Below are 20,895 nucleotides of genomic sequence, written 5' to 3'. Positions count from 1 at the left end.
GGCTGTCCTCATCCGGTGATCTGGATGGGGGCGGAGGCGAAGGTGGGGAGCTGGAAGGTGACTTCGGTGGTGGAGGTGGGGGGTGCGGGGAATTGCATGAAGACAGCCACTGTCTCGCCCGACTTGATGATGGAGAAGCCTGTGGTCGTCAGCGGACGCCCGTCCGTGTCGCGCAGCACGTAGTACCGCTTCTTGCCCTTGGAATCAACGAGAGTGGCCCCACCGAGCGATCTGCCGTTCCGAACGATCTCGGTCTCGTTGCCGCTAAGGGCGGCGGGAACGACGACTCCCTTGGCGCCGTCGTTCTTAAGGTTGCCGTTCACAGTGATGAACCCACCGCCGTCACGGGTGGCCGAGGTGATCTGCAGAAGCAGACCATCTGGGCCTTTCAGCTCGGCCAAGGGTTGTTCGGACTGTCCTTCCTGGGCACTGGGACGAGATCCTGTGCTCTTGGAAGCGGACGCGGCACGCTCCGGCTTCTTGTCGTCGCCGCCTCCGCCGCCGCAGCCGGCCACGCCGAGGGCCAGTCCGGCCGCAGCTGCCATTGCGACCATCCCCCTGTGGGCCTTCGTTGTGAACCGCATGCTCATGACTCCGCTTCCTTCTCCCTCGTTCGTTTCAGTCAGCCAAGTGGACGTCGAACAGGTCCTCGGGTTTGGGAAGGTCGTCGAGATCGTCCGGGTCCAGCGGCCAGGACTGGTCCTCACACGTCAGTCCTGGAAGAGTGTCCTGGTCAGCGTCCTCCCCAGGCACCTCAAAGACACAGCGCGGCTCGATTACGGCACTTGCACTCGCCGTCGAAGTCATGGCCTCCGTGCCGGGAACGATGGAGTCTCCGACGGGCCTGTCGGTCACGGCTTCCACCTCGAAGCGCAACGGGCCCGCCCCCCAGCACAAAGCCGTGGCGTCGTTCAGGGCCGCTAGTTCGTGTGCCCGCCAGCACGGATCGTCAAGCGGCACGTTGCCGTCGAAGATGTCCCGCCACTTGGTCGGCTCGAGCACGCTCTCAAGCCACATGTCGGTCAGTTGGTCGCGAGCTTCCTGAGCTGCCGCCAGAGCCGCCGCGTCAGCTGCCGTTTGCGCCCCGCTTCGATTCGCGGCGGCCTGGCCGACTGCCAAATATGCCAGCGCCAGAAAGAGCAGGCCCCCCACCACTGTGATGTAGATGGGAAAAGCCTGCCCAGCGTCACCTCGTTCTCGACGCAGCATCAGCCACCGGTGACCTCGGCGACCTTCTCCGTAATCGCGTCGTAGATCGTCTGCCCGATGTCCGTCCCCGTGATGGCCAGCACGATCGCCACCACCACCGCGATGATGCCCAGGTACTCCACCGCGGTCTGGCCCTTGTCGTTGTGCATGCCGTTCCCCTCCCGCCGCACCGGAAACTTTGCAGTCGGGGCTACCACTACCCGTTGTGGGAGCGGGTGAAGAGGGTCCGGGGGCCCAACGGGAGGCCCAAGAGGGGGTCATGTGAGGCCGCCCTGGTGGTCGGGGGCGGTGCCGAGCCACTTGGCGGCGGCTTCGCTGCGGGTGGTGCTGTGGAGTTTGGCGAAGATGCGGTTGATGTGGTTCTTGACGGTCTTCTCGGCGATGAAGCAGGCCGCTGCGATCTGGTGGTTGGTCATGCCGGAGGCGATGAGGTCCATGATCTCGGCCTCCCTCGCGCTGAGTCGGTAGGTCGACTGTCTCATAGAGGGTTGCATTTGCGAAAGGGGGGTTGGGGAGAATCGCCTATCGTTTTCCCGGAATTCGTCTTGAGTCGTTGCAGTCGCACCGCCCCGCAGCTGCTCCAGGACCACCGCCCCTGCGCTCGCCGTGAAGTGCGGCCGGCCGCGCCTGACGTCCCGTACCGCCGTCACCAGTTCGTCGGCGGTGAACTCGCCGTGGACGAGGTAGCCGACGGCGCCGTGGCGGAGGGCCCGGCGGACCGTCTCCGACTCGCGGCTGTAGGTGAGCATGAGGACGGGGGCGTGGCGGACCAGGTGGGGCAGGGCGGTGAGGCCGTCGAGGCCGGGCATGCGGACGTCGAGGAGGATGACGTCGGGGCGGTGGCGGGCGGCCGCCTCGCGGGCCTCGTGGCCGTCGGCGGCCTGGGCCACCACCGTGATGTCGTCGCGGGCGGACAGGAGGGCCGCCAGACCGGCGCGGACCACGGGGTTGTCGTCGGCGATCAGGAGCCGTGTGGGCGCGGGCGGGTTCTCCGGCATCAGCCGTGCTCCTTTCCTGTCGGCAAGGGCACCTCGAGGCGCACCCGCGTGCCGCGGCCGTGCTCGCCGGGGCCGAGGTGGAGGCGGGCGCCGAGGAACCCGGCGCGTTCGGTCATGCCCAGGAGGCCGAAGTGGCCCCTGTGGCGCAGGGAGGGGACGCGGAGCCCTTCGGGCAGGCCCCGGCCGTCGTCCTCGACGGTGATGCGCAGGGTGTCCCCGCCGTCCGTGGCCGCGCGGATCCTCACCTGCGTGGCCTGCGCGTGGCGGGCCGTGTTCTCCAGCGCCTCGGTGACGATCGTCAGGATGTGATGGGCCTCGGGGTGCGGGAGGAGGAGGGGGGAGGGAGGGGGCTCGCAGGTGGTTCTCAGCGGGCTTCTGGTCTCCAGGTCCGCCGCCCTCGCCTTCAGCTCCGCCGCCAGGTCCACCCGCGCCGCCCTCCCTCTCGGTTGCGCCGCCGGGTCCGGGCGGCTCGGTTCGCCCTCCCGCGACGCCCTTCTCAGGTCCGTGAGGAGGTCGCGGGACTCCGCCGCCGCTCTGCGGGCCGCTCGGGCGACGAGGTCGGCCTGGGCGCGCAGGGTCGCCGGGTCGGGGGCGGGGGACGCGGCCGTGCGGGACAGGGCGTCCGCCGCCAGGGCCACACCGTGCAGGGTCTTGGCCACCGAGTCGTGCAACTCACGGGCCAGTTCCGCCCGTTCCGCGTTCACCGCCTCCGCCACCGCCAGGCGGGCCCGGGTCGCGGCCAGGGCCTCGGTCGCCGTGCCGAACCGCAGGAGGAGGTTGCGCAGGGTGGAGCCGACGGCTCCGGTGATGACGCACAGGCCGGGGAGGAGCAGCGACTCGGCCACGTCCTCGCCGGGCCCCAGTGTCGCGTGGACGAGGAGCAGGATCAGGCCCTGGAGGGAGGCGAAGAAGGCGGCGCCGCGCCAGCCGTAGACGATGCCGGCCAGGAGGGGGGTGCAGACGCTGACGTAGGCCAGGGTGGTGTCCGGGCCCGCCGAGATCAGCAGCAGCGCGCCGAACATCGTGTCCGCCAGCAGGAGCGTGGGGTGGCGCAGCAGCAGGGGTCCGAAGCGCTCCCAGTCCCTGAAGAGGACGTAGGAGCCCATGAAGGTGACCACCACGGCCGCACCCACCAGGCGTACGCCCAGCCCCGGACTCGCGTTGAGCAGCGCCGCCGGCGCCGCTACGGCGATCATGGCGAGGCGGAAGCCGAAGACCTGGCGGCACATGGCCTGGACGGCGTTCACCTGGATCGGCAGCGGAGGCGGCACGACAGCCCCCCGGCCGCCCCACCCAGGACGCCGGCCCGGCACCGCCGCCCCACGCCCATCAGGCCGACCCGGCACCGCCGAGCCCCGCCCGGCACCCTGCCCCGGCACCGCCGCCCCGCTCCCATCAGCCCGACCCGGCACCGCCGAGCCCAACCCGGCACCCAGCCCCGGCACCGCCGCCCCACGCCCATCAGCCCGACCCGGCACCGCCGAACCCAACCCGGCACCCAGCCCCGGCACCGCCGCCCCACGCCCATCAGCCCGACCCGGCACCGCCGGCCCCCACCCCAGGACAGCCCAGTACCCCCACCACCCACGCCACGCCGGCCACCCACGCCACACGGGCCACGCCCGCCATCCGCGCCCCGCCCGCCGCAGGCGTCCGCCCCCACGGGCCGGGCCGCGGCCGGTGCGGGGCGTCCCCCCGCCCCGGTCCGTCGTCGTGATCGTCGCCACCGGTCTCCCCCTATCGGCCCGTGATGGAGCCGAAGTCGGTGCCGGAGCCGAGGATCAGTCCGGCGCCGAGCAGCAGCATGGTGGCCGGGACCATGAACGTGGTGATCATCATGGTGGCCTTGGGAACGGCACGGGCAGCCTTGCGGCGGGCGTTCTGCGCGTCCGTGCGGCGCATGTCACGGGCGAGGGCGACCAGCGTGTCGACGATCGGCGCGCCCAGTTCCTCGCCCTGCTGGAGGGCCGTCACGAACATGGCCACCTGCTCGGAGTCGTTGCGCCGGCGCAGCTCCGCGAACGCCTGGCGGCGGCTCATGCCGAGGTCCATCTGGCGCAGGGTGATGCGGATCTCGTCGGCCCAGGGGCCCTCGTAGCGGGAGGCGACCCGGTCCAGGGCCTGGCGGAAGCCGAGGCCCGCGCTGACGACGACCGCGAGGACGTCGAGGAAGTCCGGCAGGGTGCGCTCGATGACGTCCTTGCGCACGCGGATCGCCGACCAGATGCCGACCTCCGTCCAGAACGCGCCGAAGGCCAGCAGCAGCAGGGCTACCAGGACGTCTCCCCGCAGCAGGAACACCAGCGCTCCCACCGCGCCCAGCGCCCCGTAGACCGCGCGCCTGGCCGCGTACCGGTCCAGGGTCAGGCCGCCGGGGTTGCCCGCCAGGTCGATCCTGCGGCGGTACTTGGCGACCAGCCGTGGGCCCATCAGGCGCAGGACGGCGGGGGCCCAGCGCATGCCCATGCGGTCGATCAGGGAGTCGACGGCGCCGGTGCGGGTGGCGCCGACCTCCAGGGCGAGGGCGAGGTCGCCGGGGAGTTTCGCCTCGGCCCGGTACATGCGCAGTCCGGCGAAGACCCCGCACACGCTCAGGGCCATGAGGGACGCGAGCAGCAGTGCCATCTCACCCTCCTCAGACGTCGATGCGGGACAGGCGGCGGATGAGGACGAAGCCGACGGCGTAGAGCGCGAAGGCGATGATCACGGCGGCCTGGCCGACGGAGGAGCCGGTCATCCGGTCCAGGGCGCCGTCCTTGACGCCGTTCATGAGGAACAGCGAGCCGATGCCCATCACGGGGACGGCGTACGAGGTCATGCTGACCTGGGAGAGCTGGGTGCGGATCTCGCGCCGGGTCTCCTTGCGCTCCTCCAGTGTGTCGGTGAGGTTCCTGAGCGCGCCGACCACCTGGCCGCCCGCCCGGTTGGACAGGACCAGGGTGGTGACCAGGACGACCAGCTCGCGGGAGGGGAGCCGGTCGGCGAGCTCGCCGAGGGCGTCGTCCATCGAGGCGCCCATGGCCAGCTGGTTGGCGACCTTGGCCAGTTCCTCGCCCGCGGGTGCCTCCAGTTCCTCCGCCGCCATGCCCACGGCGGTGCGCAGGGCGAGGCCGGCCTGGGTGGCGTTGGCGAGTATGCGGGCGAGTTCGGGGAGTTGGTTGATGAACTTCTCGATGCGTTTCTGCCGCTGCCAGCTGAGGAACTGCCAGGCCGCCCAGACGCCGAGGAGACCGGCGATGGGGCCGAAGAAGGGGGCGAGGGCGGCCTGGCCGATCAGCCAGAGCGCGGCGACGGCGGTGAGCATGGCGGCGAAGAACTCGCCGGGGGTGACGTCGAGTCCGGTGGCGGCCAGCCGCAGCTCCAGCAGCCGGCCGAGGCGGGTGCGGCGCAGCCGGCGGTCGAGTCCCGGGAAGTGGCGGCGGCGGCCGGGGACGGTGATCCGGCCCTCGATGGAGAGGCGGTCGACCAGGGCCCGGCGCTGGGCGCGGCCGGCCGCGTAGCTGTGCACGCCCAGGACCGCCAGGAGACAGGTCAGCAGGGTCAGTCCGGTGGTGAGCTGGACGAGGGTGCCTAGTTCCATGGTCCTACCTGGCTTCTCGGGTGGCGAGCTGGTCCGCGTGCCGGGCGACGCCGAATGCCTGCGGGAGGGGCTGGCTCGCCATGTAGAGGCGGTCGGCGGTGCGGCGCGGGAGGGGGAAGTGGCGGAACGTGCCGTGGACGCGGCCGTCGGGTGTCATGGGCTGTGCCTCGAAGCGGGCCACGGTGACCAGGCGGTACGGCTCTCCGCCGTGGCTGTCGAGGACGGCGATCTCGGTGATGCGGCGGGCGCCGTCGGCGAAGCGGGCGAGCTGCACCAGGACGTCCACCGCGCTGTTGATCTGGTCGTGCAGGGCGACGAAGGGGATCTCCACGTCGGACATGGAGGCGAGGGTCTGCAGCCGGGTCAGCGCGTCCTCGGCGCTGTTGGCGTGGACCGTGGCGAGCGAGCCGTCGTGGCCCGTGGACATCGCCTGGAGCATGTCCAGGGACTCGCCGCCGCGGACCTCGCCGACCACGATCCGGTCGGGGCGCATGCGCAGGGAGTTGCGGACCAGGTCGCGGATGGTGACGCGGCCCTGGCCCTCGACGTTGGGCGGGCGGGACTCCAGGCGGATGACATGGGCCTGCTGGAGCTGGAGTTCGGCGGAGTCCTCGATGGTGATGATGCGTTCGCCGCCGGGGATCAGCCCGGACAGGGCGTTGAGCATGGTCGTCTTCCCGGTGCCGGTGGCGCCGGAGACGATGAGGTTGAACTTCGCCTGCACCAGGCCGGCGAGGAGCAGCAGCATGTGCTCGTCGAGCGAGCCGAAGCCGATGAGCTCCTGGAGGGTGAAGGAGCGCGGGAAGCGGCGGATGGTGAGGATCGGGCCGGTCAGGGACAGCGGCGGGATGATCACGTTGACGCGTTCGCCGGAGGGGAGGCGGGCGTCGACCATGGGGTTGGACTCGTCGACGCGGCGGTTGACGGTGGAGACGATCCGCTCGATGGTCTGCATCAGCTGGTCGTTCGAGGCGAACCGGAGGGGCAGCTGCTCCACGCGGCCGCCCCGTTCCACGAAGATCGCGTCCGGGCCGTTGACCATGATCTCGGTGATGGAGGCGTCCTCCAGCAGGGGCTCCAGGATGCCGAGGCCGAGGGCCTCGTCCACGACGCGGCGGATCAGCTGCGAGCGTTCGACCGTCGACAGCACCGGGCCCTCGCGGCTGATGATGTGCCCGAGGACGCGCTCCAGACGGGCCCGGCGTTCGGCGGTGGCCAGGGAGCTCATCTCGGCGAGGTCGATCTCCTCCAGGAGCTTCGCCCGGTACGAGGCGACCAGGTGACCGTCCTCGCCCCGGCTGCCGTGCTCCTCGGGGGTGTGGATACGTGCCCGCAGGCTCATGGCTGTCCAGGCTCCTCGGGGGTGTCGGTGCGGGGCCGCGGGCTCATGGCTGTCCGGGCTCCTCGTCGGTGTGGTCGAGCGGCATGGTGGCGGTCTTGCGGGCCGGGCCGAAGTCCCAGCCGGGGACCAGGGAGGGGATCTCCACGGTGGCGGTGACGGTCACCTCGTCACCGCCGTAGGACTCCCCGCAGCTCACGGACAGCCAGTCGCTCACCGCCCGCGCGCACCCGTCCTGCGCGCTCTCCTGGAGCGAGGCGCTGCGCGCCCCGGCGCGCGCCGCCGTGCCGGCCTGCTGACCGGCGTAGGCGATGAGGCCGACCTGGACGCCGGCCAGCGCGACGAGGACGAGGACCGGGATGAACCCCAGGTATTCGAGGGCGACTTGGCCGCGGTCGCGGCGCGGACGGTCGTACGGCATCTCAGTCCGTCTCCTCCTCCACCGCACCGGCGTTCCCGGTGACCTCGAACGGGAAGTCCAGGGCGCCCGGGAAGAGCACGGGCACCCTGAGTCTGACCTCGGCGGTGACATAGCCGCTGCCCCCGCAGCTGACCTCGCCCGTCCAGGCGTCGGGGAGTTTGTCCAGCCCGGCCTCCTGGCAGGCGCCCTGCCGCTCCCCCGGCGACACGGCCGTGCCCGCCCGTACGGCTTCGTCGGCGGCGTTGCCGGCGAGCGTGAACGTGTAACCGACCAGCACGAACTGCCAGACCACCACCAGCGTGATCAGGATCGTCGGCGTCATGCCGAGGAACTCGACGGTGACCTGGCCGCAGTCGCCGCGAAGCCGGGCCGTCACGGCGCCACCGCCCCCGCGCCGCCGGCTCATCCGCCACCGTCCCTGCGCCGCCGCAACCCCCCGGACCTGCCGTGCCGCTGGGCGCCGGCCGGGGTCTTGACCAGGCCCAGCTCCCCCGCGAGCGCCCACAGGGCCTGGCGGACCTGGCCCTTGGCGTCGAGTTCGTGGACGCGGCCGGCGTCGACGGCGGCCTGGAGTTCCTTGAAGTGGGCGGGGATCACCGTCCCCGCGAGGGCGGTGCCGGTGATCTTCTGGATCAGGGCCGGCTGGATCTCCGTCTGGCGGCTGTGGCGGTTGACGACGACCGTGGTCTCCTCGGCCTTGCGGATCTGGAGCCGGTCCCACATGCGCACGGCCCGCTTGGCGCCGCGTACGGCGACGACGTCGGGGGTGGTGACCAGCAGCGCGGTGTCGGCCATCTCGACGGCGGCCGCGCCGGCGCCGCCGAGCTGGGCGCCGCAGTCGATGACGACGGTCTCGTAGCGGGAGCGCAGGGCGCTGACGATCTGGCGGGCGGCGCGGTCGGTGACCTCCTCGCCGCGTTCGCCCTCGGCGGGGGCGAGCAGGAGGGCGAGGCCGGTGTCGTGGCGGAAGACGGCGTCGGCGAGGACGCGCGGCGATATGTCGGTGATGGCGGCGAGGTCGGCGACGGACCGGCGGAACTGGACGTCCAGGTAGGCCGCGACGTCCCCGGTCTGGAGGTCCATGTCGACCAGCGCGGTGGCACGCCCCGAAGCCTGGGAGGCGAGGGCGAGCTGGATCGCGACCAGGCTGGTGCCGACGCCGCCCTTGGCGCCGCTGACGGTGAGCACGGTGCCGCCGACGCCGGTGAACACGTCCGCGCCGTGCCCGAGGTGGCGGCGCACGCCCACGGACCAGGCGGCCACGGTCTGGACGCGGCTGGCCAGTTCCTCGTAGGACAGCGGCAGGGCGAGCAGGCCGCGGGCGCCGGAGTCCATGGCGGCGGAGAACAGGCCGGGGCTCGCGTCGGTGGTGACGAGGATGACGCCGACCGCGGGGAAGCGCAGGGCGACCTCGCGGATCAGCTCCAGGGCGGGGACGGGTCCGATGCGTTCGTGGACGACGACGACCTCGGGCAGTTCGTCGACGGACTCGGCGGCGAGGCGGGCGAGGGTGTCGACGAGCTGGGTGGAGTCGACGACGGGTGCCACCGGTTCGGCGTCGGGGAGCTGGCTGAGCAGCGTCGTGAGGGAGCGGACCGCGTCCGCGTCGCCGACGGCCGGGAGGATCCTCGTGGGCATGGGCGGCCGCCTCTCACTTGTCCTGGGCGAGTTCGTAGGTGCGGTCCTTGTCGGGTACGGCGGTGTCGGTGCCGGGCGCGACGAGGGCGAGGCGGACGCGCTGGGCGAAGGACTCGGCGTAGGTGAGCCGCTGGGCGTCCAGGGTGGACAGCGCGAAGGTGATGGGGACGGCGTCGGTGGGGCGGCGGGAGCGGTCGTTCGAGCCCGGCTGGAGGGCGGTGAGCTCGCCGACGTCGAGGACCCGCGCATCGGTGACGATGATCTTGGACTGGTCGGGGTCGCCCTCGCGCTCGCCCTCGAAGGTGGCGTAGACGTTGACCCGGGCGCCGGGGGTGATCTTGCCGGCCACTCCGGTGGCCGCGTCGATCAGGATGGCGACCTCCTGCTCGCCCGGCTGGAGCGCGGGCTGGTCCACGATCATGTCGCTCTGGAGCAGGGAGCCCTTCTTGAGGGTGGTGACCGCGATCTTGCCGCGGATGTCGTCGAGATCGGTGACCGCGTTCGCCGACAGCCAGCGCTCCGGCATGCCGATCCTCCTGAACTGGCCCGGATTCAGCGCGGTGTAGGGCGGGACGTCGCTCTTGAGCTCGTACGCGGTCACCTCGGGGCCGACCTTGGACTCGGCGTCGTTGACGACGGAGAGCACGCCGGCGAAGGCGCCGAGGGCGGCCAGGACCGACAGGAGGAGGAGTATCACGCCGCGGCGCTGACGGGAGTTCATGGACCGTGCGACCTCGATGGGGGGTGGGTTGACGGGCGGGCGAGGGTTTCAGCGGGTGAGCATGCGGGGCTCCGCGGCGGGCGGGACGGCGGAGCAGAAGACACAGCGGTCGCCGATGACGTCGAGGCCGCACCAGTGGCACGCGCTCTGCCGCACCGAGGTGACCAGCTGGTAGAGGACGGACAGGTCGGGCAGGAAGCTGCAGAACTCGATCAGCCGGCCGGTCCCCCACCAGGCGGGTGACTCGGCCGGCAGCGGGGTCTCGCGCAGCCCCTGGGCGTTCCAGGCCGGGGCGAGGGTGGTGGTGACCCAGTCGGACTGGAGCTGCCCCTTGGCGATCAGCAGCGCGGTGGCGAACTCGGGTCCGGCGAGGGCGGCCTCGGGGCCGACGCGCACGAGCTGGGGTTCGGGGTGGGCGAGGACGGCGAACTGACTGCCGGGCATCCAGGACTTGGCGTGCGCCTTGAGGGTGACGGGGACCCGGTCGAGCCGCGCGACGGAGCCGAGGACGGCGCCGGCGTGGATGTAGTGGGTGAGCAGCCGTCCGGCGGAGGCGAGGACGCCGGGGGCGAGGTCGCAGGAGGCGAGCTGGCGCAGCTGGCGGGCGAGGACGGCGATGCCGAGGGGCGGCAGCTCGGGGCGGAACAGGGCGATGCGGTCGCTCTCCAGCAGGGAGCGGACGGTGCGCAGCCGGCGGTCGACGGCCGGGGAGACGCCGGGCGGGTAGACGACGATCAGATGGCCGTGCTGCTCGGTGAGGGTGTGCAGACGGGTGACGGCCTGCTCCAGCGGCTCGCGGTCGAGGCCGTCGAGGACGGTCGCGGGCAGGGTGCGTTCGTCCAGCGGCGGCAGTGCCATGTCGGCACCGGTCACGGCAACGGCAGTTGGCACGCGCAGCTCCCCGGATCCCCGCCAGTCGGCTCCGCCGGGCGTTACTCCGGTGCACCGACGTGACTTCATTGCGTGACTACCTCGGAACTGTACCCAGGGCTCGGTGACCGGAGAACAGCGTTTGATGACCCGAGGAAGAACTGCTGACGCACAAGTCGCGGCAAACCGGGTCAGGTTGCGCACGCAGACTCTCAACCTCCGCTCGTGCCCCGGAGTTGGTATGGACCTATTGACAACTTCGATTGGTCTGGACCAACTTGGACGTCCAGCGGTGGCCACCGCCCCCATCCCCTCTCCCCCACCGGAGGCCCCAGTGGACCGCGCAACGCCCCGCAGACGCCTCTGGGCCGGCGCCGTGACCGCCGCCCTGGCCCTGTCCTTCACCACCGCCGTCGAGGCGTCCGCCGCCGACGTCAACAACGCGAGGAACGCCGGTTTCGAGTCGGGGCTCGCCGACTGGACGTGCAGCGCGAACAGCGGCACGACCGTCTCCTCCCCGGTGCACGGCGGCTCGGCCGCGCTGAAGGCGACCCCGGCCGGGCAGGACAACGCCCGGTGCAGCCAGACCGTCGCCGTGAAGCCGAACTCGACGTACACCCTCAGCGCCTGGGTGCAGGGCGGCTACGCCTATCTCGGCGCGAGCGGCACCGGCACCACGGACGTCTCGACGTGGACCCCGGACTCGTCGTCCTGGAAGCAGTTGTCGACGCGGTTCACCACCGGCGCCTCCACCACCTCCGTCACCGTCTATCTGCACGGCTGGTACGGCCAGGCCGCCTATCTCGCCGACGACGTCTCGGTGTTCGGCCCCGACGGCGGCGGGGGCACCGGCCCCGGCCCCACGGTCCCGGGCGCCCCGGCGGGCCTCACGGTCTCGGGTACGACGTCCTCGTCGGTGTCGCTGGCCTGGAACACCGTCTCCGGCGCGACCGGCTACAGCGTCTACCGCGACGGCACCAAGGTCACCGCGGTCACCGGCACCTCGGCGACCGTGACCGGGCTCGCCGCCTCCACCTCGTACTCCTTCCAGGTCACCGCCGGCAACGCGGCCGGTGAGTCGCCGAAGTCGGCCGCCGTGACGGCCACCACCGCGCCCTCGGGCGGCGGCGGGGGCGGCACGCTGCCCAAGCACGTGGTGACCGGCTACTGGCAGAACTTCAACAACGGGGCCACCGTCCAGAAGATCTCCGACGTGCCGTCCCAGTACGACATCATCGCCGTCGCCTTCGCGGACGCCACCGCGACGCCGGGTGCCGTGACCTTCACCCTCGACTCGGCCGGGCTCGGCGGCTACACCGTCGACCAGTTCAAGGCCGACATCCGCGCCAAGCAGGCCGCGGGCAAGAAGGTGATCATCTCGGTGGGCGGTGAGCTGGGCCGGGTGAGCGTCAACGACTCGGCGTCGGCGACGAACTTCGCGAACTCGGTGTACGCGCTGATGCAGACGTACGGCTTCGACGGCGTCGACATCGACCTGGAGAACGGCCTCGACGCCACCTACATGACCCAGGCGCTGCGCGCCCTGTCGGCCAAGGCGGGCCCGTCGCTGATCCTGACGATGGCCCCGCAGACCATCGACATGCAGTCGACGTCCAACTCCTACTTCCGCACGGCGCTGAACGTGAAGGACATCCTCACGGTCGTCAACATGCAGTACTACAACAGCGGTTCCATGCTGGGCTGCGACGGCAAGGTCTACTCCCAGGGCTCGGTGGACTTCCTCACCGCGCTGGCCTGCATCCAGCTGGAGAACGGCCTCGCCCCCTCCCAGGTGGGCCTCGGCCTGCCCGCCTCGACGCGCGGCGCGGGCAGCGGGTACGTGTCCCCCACCATGGTGAACAACGCCCTGGACTGCCTGGCCCGCGGCACGAACTGCGGCACCTTCAAGCCCTCGCGCACCTACCCCGACCTGCGGGGCGCGATGACCTGGTCCACCAACTGGGACGCCTCGGCGGGCAACGCGTGGTCGAACGCGGTGGGACCGCACGTGCACGCGCTGCCGTAACGGCGCGGCAAGGACCGGTGTACCGCGGCGTCATCCTTCCGTAAGGATCACGGACCCGATCTCTGACTACCGTGGAAGGCGATCACATCACCGGGTCGCGTCGGTCTCCCCCACGCCATCGGGCCCGCCGTCCCCGAGGAGTCAGGTCCGCATGGCGATCCCGCGCAGACGCTTACGGCACACCGGTCCGGCCGCCGTCCCCCCGATCCCGCCGGCCTTCGAGATCGGCGCCGCCGAGCTGTGCGCGCTCGAACGGGTCGCACGCCACGCCGAGGAGCGGCTGCGGGAGCTGAGCGGCAGCCCGGACCGGATCGTCACCGCGGCCAGCGCGGCCGGGCTGGTGGAGGTCCTGCACGGGCGCGCGCGGACGGCGCGGGCGCTCGGGCGGGCGGGTGTCCCCCTGCTCGTGGAGGAGATCGGGGCGGTGGAGGCCGCCGTACTGAACCTGGAGTCGTACGGCGGCCATGAGGCCGTGCTCTGCGAGGGGTACGCCCTGCTCGACCGGTTGGCTCGGCTCGCCGGCCTGGGGCCGGTCAGAAGAAGTCCGACCACGGCTGGTCCCAGATCTGCTTCACGCACAGGACCAGGAACAGCAGGCCCGCCAGGGCGAGCATGACGTTGCTGAGCGGGCCGTTGCGCCACTGGGCGGGGGTGCGGGAGGTGTTGAGGAGCCACAGCAGGGTGCCGGCCAGGAACGGCAGGAAGGCCGCGCCCAGGACGCCGTAGATGATCACCAGGCGGAAGGGCTGGTCCTGGAAGAGCAGGACCATCGGCGGGAAGGTCAGCCACAGCAGATACGCGCGGAAGGGCCAGGAGCGCTCGCGGGTGCCGGAGGCGACCTCCTCGCCGAGGGAGGCCGCGGTGCCGGGGCGCAGCCGGGCGACGAAGTCCGCGAACATCAGGCTCACGCCGTGCCAGACGCCGATCAGGGAGGTGAAGGAGGTGGCGAAGAAGCCGATCAGGAAGAAGGTGGCGGTGGCGGAGCCGTATTCGGCCTCCAGGATGTCACCGAGCTGGATCAGGCCCTTGTCGCCCTTGGCGAGGGCCACGTTCGCGGAGTGCAGCAGCTCGGCGCCGACGAACAGCATGGCGACGACGAAGATGCCGGTGGTGGCGTAGGCGACCCGGTTGTCCAGGCGCATCACCTTCATCCAGCCGGTGTCGGTCCAGCCCTTGGCGTTGACCCAGTAGCCGTAGGCGGCGAGCGTGATGGTGCCGCCGACGCCGCCGATCAGGCCGAGGGTGTTGAGGACGGAGTCCTTCTCGTCGGGCAGGACGGGCAGCAGGCCGGCGAAGGCGTCCCCGAGGTTCGGGGTGACCCGGATCGCCAGATAGACCGTCACCAGGAACATGACGCCGACCAGGACGGTCATGACCTTCTCGAACACCGCGTACCGGTTGAACCAGACGAACACCAGCCCGATCAGGCCGCAGGCGATCGCCCACCACTTCAGGCCCATCACATCCGGGAACAGCGCCTGCAGCGGCAGGGCGCTGGAGGACATCGCGGCGGCGCCGTAGACGAAGCCCCACACGACGGCGTAGACCGCGAAGAACCACGTCGTCCAGCGGCCCAGGCTCGCCCAGCCGTCGAACAGGGTGCGACCCGTGGACAGATGCCAGCGGCCGGCGGCCTCCGCGAGGGAGATCTTCACCAGGCAGCCGACGATCGCGGCCCACAGGAGGGTGTAGCCGAAGCTGCTGCCCGCGATGAGGGTGGCGACCAGGTCGCCGGCTCCGACGCCGGTGGCCGCGACCACGATGCCGGGGCCGATGTGGCGCCAACTGGAGGGGCGCTGCGGGGGGTTCGTGTCCGGTGTGACGCCTGGTTCCGTGGGGTGTCCCGTGGTGTCCGCCATGAGCGTCAAGAAAGCGCAGGTCCGGGTGCGGGGCAAGAGGGCCTGCCGGGATCTTCACGCGATACGCCCGAGCGGGGCGGGCGCGGACCTCGGGCGTCCGGCCGGCGAGCGGGGCGGGGGCGAGCCTCGGGCGTCCGGTCGGCGAGCGGGGCGGGCGCGCGGGCCCGCGGACGTGTCTTTCGGGTATCCGGCCCGATTTGGTATTGACCTGCTCATGCCACGCCCGCACCATGAGCGCCACACCCGCACCTCGGACCCGGCCGGTTGGACCCCACGCCCGCCCGGACGGGTCCGCGCACGTCGCACGGAAGAACCACCCCCCGCTCCACTCCCCGTTTCCGGAGACCCCGGAATTCCTGGAGAAACAAGGAGATTTCATGCGACTCCGCATACGCGGCTCGGGCGCCCGCGGCGCCAGGCGGACCGCCGCCCTGGCCGCCGTCCTGGCCCTGGCGCTCGCCGCACCCCTCTCGTCCGACCTGACCGGCGCCAGCGCCGACAGCGCGTCGAAGGCGGCCCCCTCCGCCGACGACATCCGGCAGTACGAGATCCACGTCCACAACAGCAGCGCGGCCGAGCGCACCGCCATCATGAGGGCCGGCGTGACCGTGGACGAGGCCGACGAGGAGGGCCTGGTCGTCTCGGGGCGCGCGGACCAGATCCGCACACTGCGCGCCAAGGGCTACCAGGTCACCGCGCTGCCCGACGCGTCGCACCGGGTCGCCGAGGACGAGATCCGGCTCTACGACTTCCCCTCCGCCGACTCGCGCTACCACAACTACGCCGAGATGAACGCGGAGATCAACCAGCGGCTGGCCGCCTACCCGACCATCATGAGCAAGCGGGTGATCGGCAAGTCGTACCAGGGCCGGGACATCGTCGCCATCAAGATCAGCGACAACGTGGCCACCGACGAGTCCGAGCCCGAGGTGCTGTTCACCCACCACCAGCACGCCCGTGAGCACCTCACGGTGGAGATGGCGCTGTACCTGCTGCGCGAACTCGGCGCGGGCTACGGCAGCGACTCACGGGTCACCAACATGGTGAACAGCCGCGAGATCTGGATCCTGCCGGACCTCAACCCCGACGGCGGCGAGTACGACATCGCCACCGGGTCCTACCGCTCCTGGCGCAAGAACCGGCAGCCCAACTCCGGTTCCTCGTACGTCGGCACGGACATGAACCGCAACTGGAACTACCGCTGGGGCTGCTGCGGCGGCTCCTCCGGCTCGCCCTCCTCGGAGACCTACCGGGGTACGGCCCCCGAGTCCGCGCCCGAGGTCAAGGTGGTCTCCGACTTCGTGCGCAGCCGGGTGGTCGGCGGCGCGCAGCAGATCAAGGCGGGCATCGACTTCCACACCTACAGCGAGCTGATCCTGTGGCCGTTCGGCTACACCTACGCCGACACCACCACCGGCATGACGGCCGACGACCGCAACGCCTTCGCCACGGTCGGGCAGAAGATGGCCGCCAGCAACGGCTACACGCCCGAGCAGTCCAGCGACCTGTACATCACCGACGGGTCGATCGACGACTACCTGTGGGGCGTGCACAAGATCTTCGGCTACACCTTCGAGATGTACCCGCGCTCCAGCTCCGGGGGCGGGTTCTACCCGCCCGACGAGGTGATCGAGCGGGAGACCTCCCGCAACCGGGACGCGGTGCTCCAGCTGCTGGAGAACGCCGACTGCATGTACCGGTCCATCGGCAAGGAAGCGCAGTACTGCTAGCCCTCGACGCAGGCGTCTACTCCTCGAAGTAGGCGTCCAGGACCGCGTCCAGCTGCTTGTCCCACTCGGCGTGCTGGGCGCGGGACCTGGCCTCGATCTCGATCGGGTACCAGCGGCGGTCGGGGGTGTGGACGGTGACCGTGTAGCGCTTGCCGAAGCGCGCGGTCTCCGTCTCCACCGCGCCGATCTCGTCCCAGCGGAACTCGCACTCCTGGTCGTCCAGGGCGAGCCGGACGCCCCGGCCGTCCGCGACGATCCGGGCGCGGCGGTCGGCGGCCTCGAAGACGGGGCCGTCGGCCGGGACGTCCCCCTCGTCCGGCGCCTCCGGGGCGGCGTCGTCGTCCACCGCCTCAGGCGCGTCCACCGCCTCAGGCGCGTCCTCCGCCTCGACGGCCGGCTCCTGCTCGGGTACGTCGTCCCGCGGGGCGGCCGGCTGGGCGCCGGTGATGCCCGGGACGAACGCCGGGTCCGCCGCGGCGCCTTGCAGGGGCTGGATGCTGGGTCCTATGCGCTGCTCCACGCCGGAAGTATGGACGACATTCCTGTGCCGGAACCAGCCGCCCCGGTGTAACGCTCCCGTCACCGGGCCCGGCCGCCCCGGCGGGACGCCCCGACCGCCGCCGGGGCACGCGGCCGCCTAGACGAACACGCTGAGCACCGCCGCCGCCGCGAACCCGGCCACCGACAGCACCGACTCCAGCACGGTCCACGTCTTCAGCGTGTCCCGCTCGCTGATGCCGAAGTACTTCGCGACGATCCAGAAGCCGCCGTCGTTGACGTGCGAGGCGAAGATGGACCCGGCCGAGATGGCCATGATGACGAGGGCGACGAACGCCTGCGAGTGGTCGCCCCCGGCGAGCAGCGGGGCGACGATCCCGGCGGTGGTGACGATGGCGACGGTCGCCGAGCCCTGCGCGACCCGCAGCACCAGCGAGATCAGATACGCCAGCACGATCACCGGCAGCCCGACGTCGTTGAAGGTGTCCGACAGCGCCTGGGCCACCCCGCTGGCCTTCAGCACGGCGCCGAACACCCCGCCCGCGCCGACGACCAGCAGGATGTTGCCGACCGGCTTCAGCGACGAAGTGGACACCGTCTCCAGCGACTTGCGGGACCAGCCGCGCCGGACGCCCAGGACGTAGTAGGCGAGCAGCAGGGCGATCGTCAGGGCGACGAAGGGATGGCCGAAGAACTCGATCACCGAGCGGAGGGTGGACGGGTCCAGGGCGATGGAGGAGAAGGTCGCGGCGAGGATGAGGATCAGCGGGGTGCCGATGATGGCGAGGACCGTGCCGAGCGCGACCGGCTGCTCGTCCGGCTCGCGCTGCTCCTCGCCGACCGCCCGCCTGGCCTCCTCGGCGGCCTCGACCATGTCCTGCGGCACGGGCACGAAGATGCGGCGGCCGATCCACGCGGAGAACGCCCACGCGGCCAGCACGGCCGGGATGCCGCACACCACGCCCATGAGGATGACCCAGCCGAGGTCGACGTGCAGCAGCCCGGCGGCCGCGACCGGGCCGGGGTGCGGCGGCAGGAAGGCGTGGGTCATGGACAGGCCGGCGAGCAGCGGCAGGCAGTACAGCAGGACGGACTTGCCGGACCGCTTGGCGGCGGCGTAGACGATCGGCGCGAGGACGAAGATGCCGACGTCGAAGAAGACGGGGATGCCGAAGATCAGGCCGGTGAGCCCCATGGCGAGCGGTGCGCGCCGCTCCCCGAACAGGCCCAGCAGCCGGGAGGCCAGCACCTGCGCGCCTCCGCTGACCTCCAGGATCGCGCCCAGCATGGTGCCCAGGCCGATGATGATCGCGACATGGCCGAGGATGCCGCCCATGCCGGACTCGATGGTGGAGACGGCGTCGGAGCGCTGCACGGTGCCGAACAGCTCGGTCACCGACAGCCCGGCGAGCAGACCGACGGCTATGGAGACGGCGAGCAGCGCCACGAACGGCTGCAACCGCACCTTGATGATCAGGAACAGCAGCAGCGCGATCCCGACGGCGGCGACGGTGAGCAGTCCGGCGGTGCCGTCGATCAGGAGCAGGAGGCCGCCGGTGTGCGGTGGGGCCTCGGGGGCGGGGGCAGCGGCGAGCGGAAGGGACATGAGGGGGTCCTCTGGTTAAGTCCATACAGCTTTCGGGCAGGGGGGATCGCGGCACGGCACCGTGTCGGGTGCCGTGCCGTGTGCGGCGTACGGGGAGGGTGCGGGCGGTGTCAGCCGAGGACGGCGAGCGCGTCGATCTCGACGAGGAGCCCGGCGGGGAGGCCGACGTAGACGGTCGTGCGCGCGGCGGGCGGGGCGGAGAGGTTCTGCGCCTCGAAGTAGGCGTTGTAGATCTCGTTCATCTCGGCGAAGTGGGCCACGTCCGTCAGATAGACGCGGATCATCATCACGTCGTCCCAGGAGGCGCCGCCCTCCTCCAGGATCGCCTTGACGTTGTCGAGGGTCTGCAGGGTCTGCTCGCGCAGGGTGGGCCCGGCGGGCGTGGGCGGCATGCCGTCCTGGGCGGGCAGGAAGCCGACCTGGCCGGCGACCTGGAGGATGTTGCCCTTGCGCACGCCGTGCGAGAACTTCGCCGGCGGGGTCGTGTGGGTCTTGGGAGTGAGGGCGATCTTGTCCGTCATGCGGGGTCCCTTACTGGCGTTCTTCCGGAGTACTCGCCGCTGACGGCGTCCGCGGTACGGCGGACCAGCGGGAGCAGGGTGAGGAGTTCGTCGGCGGTGACGACCACGTTCGGCGCGGAGACCGACATCGCGGCGACGACCCGCCCGTCGGCCCCGCGGATCGGGGCGGCGACACAGTTGATGGACTCCTCGTGGCCGCCGAGGTCGGTGGCCCAGCCCTGTTCGCGCACCTGCGTGAGCTCCCTGAGGAACGCCTGCGCGTTCGGCGTCGAACGGGCCGTGTACATGGGGTAGTCGAGCTTCTCCGCGACCGCGCGGCGCTCGCCCTCGGGCAGATCGGCGAGCAGCAGCTTGGCGACGGCCGCGACGGTGATGGCGACGGGCTTGCCGATCCGCGAGTACATGCGCACCGGGTAGCGGCTCTCCACCTTGTCGATGTAGAGCACCTCGTTCTCCTCGTACACCGCGAGGTGCACGGTGTGCCCGCACTCCTCGTTCAGGCGTACGAGGTGGGGGTGGGCGATCTCGCGGATGTCCAGGTTCTCCATGGCCTCCTGGGCCAGCGCGAACAGCCGGGCGCCGAGCCGGTAGCGCTGGTCGGACTGCCGGTAGACCAGCCCGTGCTCGTGCAGCGTCCGCAGCAGCCGCAGCGCGGTGCTCTTGTGGACCCCGAGGCGCTCGGCGACCTGCCCCAGGTCGGCGGGTCCCTCCGCGAGCAGCGGCAGGATGCTCAGCGCCCGGTCGACGGTCTGGCTCATGGCGTACGTACCTCCTCCACGGCCTCTCCGGCATCCGTCCAGCCGGGGCCGAGTCGAAGTCTCCCCCACGCGGCGTCGTCGAGGGCGACCAGCCGATCGGCGTGGCCGCGGGAAGGGGGTACGGCCAGGTCCCCGGGCACGGTGAGCGCGGCGGCGGCCCAGAGGTGGCCGTGGCGGAGGCGGTCGCGCAGGGGGAGCCCGCGGAGGGTGGCGGACAGGAAACCGGCGGCGAAGGCGTCCCCGGCCCCGACGGCGGCGACGACGTCGACGGGGGGAGCGGGCACGAAGTGGGTTTCCCCGCGTCCGTACGCCGTGGCTCCGTCCGCCCCCTGTTTGACCACCAGGGTCGCGGGCCCGGGCAGGGCGTCGCGGAGGGCACCGGTGCCGTGCAGCCCCCACGCCTCCCGCGCCTCGTCGGCCCCGACGAACACCAGGTCCGCCCGCCGGGCCAGGTCGAGCAGCACCGCGGGTCCCTCGGACCCGTCCCACAGTCCCGCCCGGAAGTTCACGTCGAAGGACACCAGCGGCCGCCCGGGCGCCGGCTCGGTCAGTTCCCACAGCAGGTCGAGGCAGCTGCCGGACAACGCCGCGGTGATCCCCGACAGGTGCAGCACCCGCCCCGAACGCACCGCCGCCAGGTCCACGTTCGCCACGGACATCGCGGACGCCGCCGACCCCGCCCGGTAGTACGCCACCTCGTACGCGTCCGTGGCCCGGTCCCCCGCGGTCCGGAAGTACACGCCCGTCGGCCGCTCGGCATCCCTGGCGACGGCCGACACGTCGACGCCGTACGCCCCCACGGTCTGCACGAGATGGTCCCCGAACCCGTCCGCGCCGACCCGGCTGACCCAGCTCACCGCGTGGCCGGCGGCGGCCAGCGCGCACGCCGTGTTGGACTCGGCGCCCCCGATCCCGCGCTCGAACGAGGGCACATCGGCGAGCCGTCCCGGCCGGGTGGGCAGGAACGTGACCATGGACTCGCCGAGCGCGACGACGTCCAGGACGTCCGGGACGGTTCCGGTGCCGGTCACGATGGTCGGATGCTCCTTACGGCCGTGCGCGGTCCGCTCCGTTGACCCCGCGTCGGCCGAAATGCTAGACACCACTAAGCGACATACGCA

Annotated in this window: 22 protein-coding genes; 3 read left to right on the top strand and 19 right to left on the bottom strand. The window is 71.7% G+C overall.

Going from position 1 to position 20,895, the window contains the following annotated elements; genetic code table 11:
• Positions 1-8: 8 nt before the first annotated feature.
• From ACSU6M_RS21945 to ACSU6M_RS21885, 13 genes are all read right to left on the bottom strand, one after another.
• A complete protein-coding gene (locus tag ACSU6M_RS21945) occupies positions 9-590 on the bottom strand; it encodes a hypothetical protein (protein ID WP_437071579.1) in 582 nt (193 codons plus the stop codon).
• Between the two features lie 28 nt (positions 591-618).
• Positions 619-1,209 (bottom strand): pilus assembly protein TadG-related protein, encoded by a 591-nt coding sequence (locus ACSU6M_RS21940; RefSeq protein ID WP_437071577.1) that lies wholly within the window; start codon positions 1,207-1,209, stop codon positions 619-621.
• Positions 1,209-1,358, bottom strand: coding sequence for a hypothetical protein (locus ACSU6M_RS21935; RefSeq protein ID WP_437071576.1), 150 nt, complete (start codon positions 1,356-1,358; stop codon positions 1,209-1,211). The genes ACSU6M_RS21940 and ACSU6M_RS21935 overlap by 1 nt, the downstream gene beginning before the upstream one ends.
• A 108-nt stretch (positions 1,359-1,466) precedes the next feature.
• Positions 1,467-2,207: a response regulator gene (locus tag ACSU6M_RS21930; RefSeq protein WP_437071574.1), complete on the bottom strand. Its 741-nt coding sequence runs from the start codon at positions 2,205-2,207 to the stop codon at positions 1,467-1,469.
• Complete coding sequence (locus tag ACSU6M_RS21925) at positions 2,207-3,478, bottom strand: sensor histidine kinase (protein WP_437071573.1); 1,272 nt, start codon at positions 3,476-3,478, stop codon at positions 2,207-2,209. The genes ACSU6M_RS21930 and ACSU6M_RS21925 overlap by 1 nt, the downstream gene beginning before the upstream one ends.
• Positions 3,479-3,944: 466 nt before the next feature.
• Positions 3,945-4,832, bottom strand: a complete 888-nt coding sequence (locus tag ACSU6M_RS21920; protein WP_437071572.1) for a DUF5936 domain-containing protein — start codon at positions 4,830-4,832, stop codon at positions 3,945-3,947.
• Between the two features lie 10 nt (positions 4,833-4,842).
• Entirely contained in the window at positions 4,843-5,787 is a 945-nt protein-coding gene (locus tag ACSU6M_RS21915; RefSeq protein WP_437071570.1) for a type II secretion system F family protein, read from the bottom strand.
• A gap of 4 nt (positions 5,788-5,791) precedes the next feature.
• Positions 5,792-7,129, bottom strand: a complete 1,338-nt coding sequence (locus ACSU6M_RS21910; protein ID WP_437071568.1) for a CpaF family protein — start codon at positions 7,127-7,129, stop codon at positions 5,792-5,794.
• A gap of 43 nt (positions 7,130-7,172) precedes the next feature.
• On the bottom strand, positions 7,173-7,547 hold the full coding sequence (locus ACSU6M_RS21905; protein ID WP_437071567.1) for a TadE/TadG family type IV pilus assembly protein: 375 nt from the start codon (positions 7,545-7,547) through the stop codon (positions 7,173-7,175).
• Between the two features lies 1 nt (position 7,548).
• On the bottom strand, positions 7,549-7,953 hold the full coding sequence (locus tag ACSU6M_RS21900; RefSeq protein ID WP_437071566.1) for a TadE family protein: 405 nt from the start codon (positions 7,951-7,953) through the stop codon (positions 7,549-7,551).
• Positions 7,950-9,185, bottom strand: coding sequence for an AAA family ATPase (locus tag ACSU6M_RS21895; RefSeq protein WP_437071564.1), 1,236 nt, complete (start codon positions 9,183-9,185; stop codon positions 7,950-7,952). Before ACSU6M_RS21895 ends, ACSU6M_RS21900 begins: the two co-directional genes overlap by 4 nt.
• A 13-nt stretch (positions 9,186-9,198) precedes the next feature.
• Complete coding sequence (cpaB, locus tag ACSU6M_RS21890) at positions 9,199-9,906, bottom strand: Flp pilus assembly protein CpaB (RefSeq protein WP_437071562.1); 708 nt, start codon at positions 9,904-9,906, stop codon at positions 9,199-9,201.
• 48 nt (positions 9,907-9,954) lie between these two features.
• A complete protein-coding gene (locus ACSU6M_RS21885) occupies positions 9,955-10,764 on the bottom strand; it encodes a hypothetical protein (RefSeq protein WP_437075299.1) in 810 nt (269 codons plus the stop codon).
• A 346-nt stretch (positions 10,765-11,110) separates the two neighbouring features.
• Between ACSU6M_RS21885 and ACSU6M_RS21880 the strand changes: the two genes are divergently transcribed.
• Both ACSU6M_RS21880 and ACSU6M_RS21875 read left to right on the top strand, forming a co-directional pair.
• Entirely contained in the window at positions 11,111-12,802 is a 1,692-nt protein-coding gene (locus ACSU6M_RS21880) for a chitinase (protein ID WP_437071561.1), read from the top strand.
• Between the two features lie 151 nt (positions 12,803-12,953).
• Positions 12,954-13,418: a hypothetical protein gene (locus tag ACSU6M_RS21875; protein WP_437071559.1), complete on the top strand. Its 465-nt coding sequence runs from the start codon at positions 12,954-12,956 to the stop codon at positions 13,416-13,418.
• Here ACSU6M_RS21875 and ACSU6M_RS21870 read toward each other — a convergent pair.
• On the bottom strand, positions 13,336-14,661 hold the full coding sequence (locus tag ACSU6M_RS21870; RefSeq protein ID WP_437071557.1) for an Nramp family divalent metal transporter: 1,326 nt from the start codon (positions 14,659-14,661) through the stop codon (positions 13,336-13,338). The two genes, ACSU6M_RS21875 and ACSU6M_RS21870, sit on opposite strands and share 83 nt — an antisense overlap.
• A 377-nt stretch (positions 14,662-15,038) precedes the next feature.
• Between ACSU6M_RS21870 and ACSU6M_RS21865 the strand changes: the two genes are divergently transcribed.
• The gene (locus tag ACSU6M_RS21865; protein ID WP_437071555.1) at positions 15,039-16,391 is read left to right on the top strand and encodes a M14 family metallopeptidase; all 1,353 of its coding nucleotides are present in this window, start codon (positions 15,039-15,041) and stop codon (positions 16,389-16,391) included.
• A 16-nt stretch (positions 16,392-16,407) separates the two neighbouring features.
• On the opposite strand, the gene ACSU6M_RS21860 is transcribed toward ACSU6M_RS21865, so the two are convergent.
• From ACSU6M_RS21860 to ACSU6M_RS21840, 5 genes are all read right to left on the bottom strand, one after another.
• Entirely contained in the window at positions 16,408-16,911 is a 504-nt protein-coding gene (locus ACSU6M_RS21860; RefSeq protein ID WP_437071554.1) for a hypothetical protein, read from the bottom strand.
• Between the two features lie 117 nt (positions 16,912-17,028).
• Entirely contained in the window at positions 17,029-18,495 is a 1,467-nt protein-coding gene (locus ACSU6M_RS21855) for a GntP family permease (RefSeq protein WP_437071553.1), read from the bottom strand.
• A gap of 110 nt (positions 18,496-18,605) precedes the next feature.
• Positions 18,606-19,016: a RidA family protein gene (locus tag ACSU6M_RS21850; protein WP_437071551.1), complete on the bottom strand. Its 411-nt coding sequence runs from the start codon at positions 19,014-19,016 to the stop codon at positions 18,606-18,608.
• Positions 19,013-19,774 (bottom strand): IclR family transcriptional regulator, encoded by a 762-nt coding sequence (locus ACSU6M_RS21845; RefSeq protein ID WP_437071549.1) that lies wholly within the window; start codon positions 19,772-19,774, stop codon positions 19,013-19,015. Before ACSU6M_RS21845 ends, ACSU6M_RS21850 begins: the two co-directional genes overlap by 4 nt.
• Complete coding sequence (locus ACSU6M_RS21840) at positions 19,771-20,808, bottom strand: sugar kinase (RefSeq protein ID WP_437075297.1); 1,038 nt, start codon at positions 20,806-20,808, stop codon at positions 19,771-19,773. The genes ACSU6M_RS21845 and ACSU6M_RS21840 overlap by 4 nt, the downstream gene beginning before the upstream one ends.
• Positions 20,809-20,895 lie beyond the last annotated feature (87 nt).

Origin of the sequence: Streptomyces sp. enrichment culture (genome assembly GCF_964272895.1) — a bacterium.
In the GTDB taxonomy this organism is placed as follows: domain Bacteria; phylum Actinomycetota; class Actinomycetes; order Streptomycetales; family Streptomycetaceae; genus Streptomyces.
Note: the sequence above shows the minus strand (reverse complement) of the source record. Positions and strands in the feature narration are given on the sequence as shown.

Coding starts and splice junctions, on each gene's coding strand:
- cpaB (WP_437071562.1), bottom strand. CDS start 9,906: ATGAACTCCCGTCAGCGCCGCGGCGTGATACTCCTCCTCCTGTCGGTC.
- ACSU6M_RS21875 (WP_437071559.1), top strand. CDS start 12,954: ATGGCGATCCCGCGCAGACGCTTACGGCACACCGGTCCGGCCGCCGTC.
- ACSU6M_RS21930 (WP_437071574.1), bottom strand. CDS start 2,207: ATGCCGGAGAACCCGCCCGCGCCCACACGGCTCCTGATCGCCGACGAC.
- ACSU6M_RS21855 (WP_437071553.1), bottom strand. CDS start 18,495: ATGTCCCTTCCGCTCGCCGCTGCCCCCGCCCCCGAGGCCCCACCGCAC.
- ACSU6M_RS21910 (WP_437071568.1), bottom strand. CDS start 7,129: ATGAGCCTGCGGGCACGTATCCACACCCCCGAGGAGCACGGCAGCCGG.
- ACSU6M_RS21940 (WP_437071577.1), bottom strand. CDS start 1,209: ATGCTGCGTCGAGAACGAGGTGACGCTGGGCAGGCTTTTCCCATCTAC.
- ACSU6M_RS21895 (WP_437071564.1), bottom strand. CDS start 9,185: ATGCCCACGAGGATCCTCCCGGCCGTCGGCGACGCGGACGCGGTCCGC.
- ACSU6M_RS21865 (WP_437071555.1), top strand. CDS start 15,039: ATGCGACTCCGCATACGCGGCTCGGGCGCCCGCGGCGCCAGGCGGACC.
- ACSU6M_RS21900 (WP_437071566.1), bottom strand. CDS start 7,953: ATGAGCCGGCGGCGCGGGGGCGGTGGCGCCGTGACGGCCCGGCTTCGC.
- ACSU6M_RS21915 (WP_437071570.1), bottom strand. CDS start 5,787: ATGGAACTAGGCACCCTCGTCCAGCTCACCACCGGACTGACCCTGCTG.
- ACSU6M_RS21870 (WP_437071557.1), bottom strand. CDS start 14,661: ATGGCGGACACCACGGGACACCCCACGGAACCAGGCGTCACACCGGAC.
- ACSU6M_RS21885 (WP_437075299.1), bottom strand. CDS start 10,764: ATGGCACTGCCGCCGCTGGACGAACGCACCCTGCCCGCGACCGTCCTC.
- ACSU6M_RS21920 (WP_437071572.1), bottom strand. CDS start 4,832: ATGGCACTGCTGCTCGCGTCCCTCATGGCCCTGAGCGTGTGCGGGGTC.
- ACSU6M_RS21850 (WP_437071551.1), bottom strand. CDS start 19,016: ATGACGGACAAGATCGCCCTCACTCCCAAGACCCACACGACCCCGCCG.
- ACSU6M_RS21935 (WP_437071576.1), bottom strand. CDS start 1,358: ATGCACAACGACAAGGGCCAGACCGCGGTGGAGTACCTGGGCATCATC.
- ACSU6M_RS21845 (WP_437071549.1), bottom strand. CDS start 19,774: ATGAGCCAGACCGTCGACCGGGCGCTGAGCATCCTGCCGCTGCTCGCG.
- ACSU6M_RS21905 (WP_437071567.1), bottom strand. CDS start 7,547: ATGCCGTACGACCGTCCGCGCCGCGACCGCGGCCAAGTCGCCCTCGAA.
- ACSU6M_RS21945 (WP_437071579.1), bottom strand. CDS start 590: ATGAGCATGCGGTTCACAACGAAGGCCCACAGGGGGATGGTCGCAATG.